General features: G+C 63.0%; 4 protein-coding genes. All 4 read left to right on the forward strand.

Annotated features, from left to right (window positions below):
* On the forward strand, nucleotides 1-854 hold an 854-nt coding region (gene urtB, locus EN949_RS34055), incomplete at its 5' end, for an urea ABC transporter permease subunit UrtB (RefSeq protein WP_127371948.1).
* Nucleotides 851-2,083 carry an urea ABC transporter permease subunit UrtC gene (gene urtC, locus EN949_RS34060; RefSeq protein WP_127366440.1) on the forward strand — a complete coding sequence of 411 codons (1,233 nt, stop codon included), beginning with the start codon at nucleotides 851-853 and terminating at the stop codon, nucleotides 2,081-2,083. The genes urtB and urtC, both read left to right, overlap by 4 nt.
* Before the next feature lie 6 nt (nucleotides 2,084-2,089).
* Nucleotides 2,090-2,836 (forward strand): urea ABC transporter ATP-binding protein UrtD, encoded by a 747-nt coding sequence (urtD, locus tag EN949_RS34065; protein ID WP_127366441.1) that lies wholly within the window; start codon nucleotides 2,090-2,092, stop codon nucleotides 2,834-2,836.
* 69 nt (nucleotides 2,837-2,905) lie between these two features.
* Nucleotides 2,906-3,173, forward strand: a 268-nt coding sequence (locus EN949_RS34070) for an ATP-binding cassette domain-containing protein (protein WP_127371949.1), incomplete at its 3' end; no start/stop codon positions are given.

Raw genomic sequence — 3,173 nt, forward strand, 5'->3', positions numbered from 1 at the left:
TGCTGCTGCTGGCGGCAATCGGCCTTGCCATCACCTTCGGCGTCATGGGCGTCATCAACATGGCGCATGGCGAGATGGTCATGCTCGGCGCCTACACGACCTTCGTCGTCCAGCAGGTGATCCGTACATCCTTCCCGGACCTGTTCGACTGGTCGCTGGTCATCGCACTGCCGCTCGCGTTTCTCGTCGCGGCCCTGGTTGGCCTGATCATCGAGCGCGGTGTCATCCGCTTCCTCTATGGCCGGCCGCTTGAAACGCTGCTGGCGACATGGGGCGTCTCGCTGATCCTGCAACAGGCCGTGCGCTCAATCTTCGGGCCGACCAACCAGGAGGTCGGCAACCCATCCTGGATGTCGGGCTCGTTCAATGTCGGACAGTTGGCGATCACCTGGAACCGCCTGTGGATCCTGGTTTTCGCGCTCGCTGTCTTCGGCATCCTGCTCTACGTGATGAAGCGCACGCCCTGGGGCCTGCAGATGCGCGCCGTCACCGCCAACCGGCGCATGGCTGCCTCGATGGGCATCAGGACGCCGTGGGTCGACGCGCTGACCTTCGCGCTCGGCTCCGGCATTGCCGGCATTGCCGGCGTCGCGCTGAGCCAGATCGACAACGTCTCGCCCAATCTCGGCCGCGGCTACATCATCGACAGCTTCATGGTCGTCGTCTTCGGCGGCGTCGGCAATCTTTGGGGCACGCTGGTCGGCGCCTTCTCGCTCGGCATCGTCAACAAGTTCCTCGAGCCCTATGCCGGCGCCGTGCTCGGCAAGATAGTCGTGCTGGTGCTGATCATCCTGTTCATCCAGAAGCGCCCGCGCGGCCTGTTCGCGCTCAAGGGCAGGGCGGTGGAAGCATGATCACGGGACGCTTCTTTGCCGCCGGCGCGGACCGCCGCATCGCCATTACGATCTCCATCCTGCTGGCGGTGGCCGTCATCGTGCCGTTGCTCAACCTTGCGGTGTCTCCTACCAGCGCCTTCTACATCCCATCCTACATCGTCGCGCTGACCGGCAAATATCTCTGCTACGCGCTGCTCGCCTTGGCGCTCGACCTGGTCTGGGGCTATTGCGGCATCCTTTCGCTCGGTCACGGCGCCTTCTTCGCGCTCGGCGGCTATGCAATGGGCATGTATCTGATGCGCCAGATCGGCTCGCGCGGCGTCTATGGCAATCCCGTCTTGCCCGACTTCATGGTGTTCCTGAACTACAAGGAACTGCCATGGTTCTGGTATGGCTTCGACCATTTCTGGTTCGCCGGCCTCATGGTGCTCGCGGTGCCTGGCCTGCTGGCTTTCGTCTTCGGCTGGTTCGCCTTCCGCAGCCGCGTCACCGGCGTTTATCTCTCCATCATTACCCAGGCGATGACGTATGCGCTGCTGCTTGCCTTTTTCCGCAACGACATGGGTTTCGGCGGCAACAACGGCCTGACCGATTTCAAGGATATTCTGGGCTTCAACGTGCAGGCCGACGCGACGCGCTCGGCGCTGTTTGCCGCCAGCGCGGTGATGCTGGCACTTGCCGTCTTCGTCACCTGGGCGATCGTCGGCTCAAAATACGGCAAGCTCTTGATGGCGGTACGCGATGCCGAGAGCCGCACGCGCTTCCTCGGCTGGCGGGCGGAGAACGTGAAACTGTTCGCCTTCACCGTCTCGGCCGTCATGGCCGGCATAGCCGGCGCGCTCTACGTGCCGCAGGTCGGCATCATCAATCCGGGTGAATTCGAGCCGGCCAATTCGATTGAAGTCGTCGTCTGGGCGGCTGTCGGCGGGCGCGGCACCATTGTCGGGCCGATCATCGGTGCGTTGCTGGTCAATGCCGGAAAATCCTGGTTCACCGGCGTACTGCCGGAGTTCTGGCTGTTTGCACTGGGTGGACTATTCGTCGCCGTCACGCTTTTGCTGCCCGAGGGCATCATCGGCATGTGGGACAGCTGGCGCGGCAACGCCAAGGCGTTGCGAGCTGCTTCGATTGCCGAGGAAGCCGGCACCGATGCCGATGTCTCGCCGCCGGCGAAAATCGTTCGCAGTGAAGCAAGAAAGCCAGGTGACTGGTCCGCCAGCAACCCCGAACCACAGCCGGCGGAGTGAGCGACCATGTCAAAGTCGAACACGATCCTTTATCTCGACGGCGTCTCGGTCTCCTTCGACGGCTTTCGCGCCATCAACAATCTGTCGCTGGTGCTCGACAAGGGCGAGATGCGCGCCATCATCGGCCCCAACGGCGCCGGCAAGACGACGATGATGGACATCGTCACCGGCAAGACGTGGCCCGACGAGGGCGAAGTGTTCTTCGACGGCCAAGTCGATCTGACCAAGCACGACGAGGCCGAGATCGCAATGATGGGCATTGGCCGTAAATTTCAGAAGCCGACCGTCTTCGAAAGCCACACGATCGAGGAAAACCTGATGCTGGCGCTGAAGGGTCCTCGCTCGATCTTCCCGGCGCTGTTTCACCGCCGCTCGGCCGCCGAGACGCGGCAGATCGATGACATCCTCGGCATCATCCGGCTTGGCGACAAGCGTGACGAACTGGCGGCCAATCTCAGCCATGGGCAAAAGCAGTGGCTGGAGATCGGCATGCTCTTGGCGCAGGACCCGAAACTGCTTCTGGTTGACGAGCCGGTCGCCGGCATGACCGATGCCGAGACCGAGGAAACCGCGCGGCTGCTCAAGGATATCGCCCGCGACCATTCGGTCATCGTCGTCGAGCACGACATGCATTTCGTGCGCGAGCTCGGCGTCAAGGTCACCTGTCTGCACGAGGGCTCGGTGCTCTCGGAAGGCACACTCGATTTCGTGTCGGCCGACGAGCGTGTCGTCGAAGTCTATCTGGGGAGATGAGCATGGTCTGGCGGGTTCAGTTCCATCACTTCGATCTGTCGTTTCTCAGGTTCTGGAGACGGCGCTGACATGCTCGAAGTTTCCAATGCCACGCTGCACTACGGCGCCGCCCAGGCGCTGCGCGGCGTATCGCTGAAGGCGGGCGCCGGCAAGATCACCTGCGTGCTCGGCCGCAACGGCGTCGGCAAGACCAGTTTGATGAGATCGATCGTCGGCCACCACCGGCTGACGAGCGGAAGCGTTGCCTTCGAGGGGAAGGCGCTCGACCGGAGCGCGGCGTATGACCGCGCCCGGTCGGGCATCGCATTCGTACCGCAGGGCAGGGAGGTCTTTCCGC

Origin of the sequence: Mesorhizobium sp. M7A.F.Ca.US.007.01.2.1, from assembly GCF_003998165.1 — a bacterium.
Lineage (GTDB): Bacteria > Pseudomonadota > Alphaproteobacteria > Rhizobiales > Rhizobiaceae > Mesorhizobium > Mesorhizobium ciceri.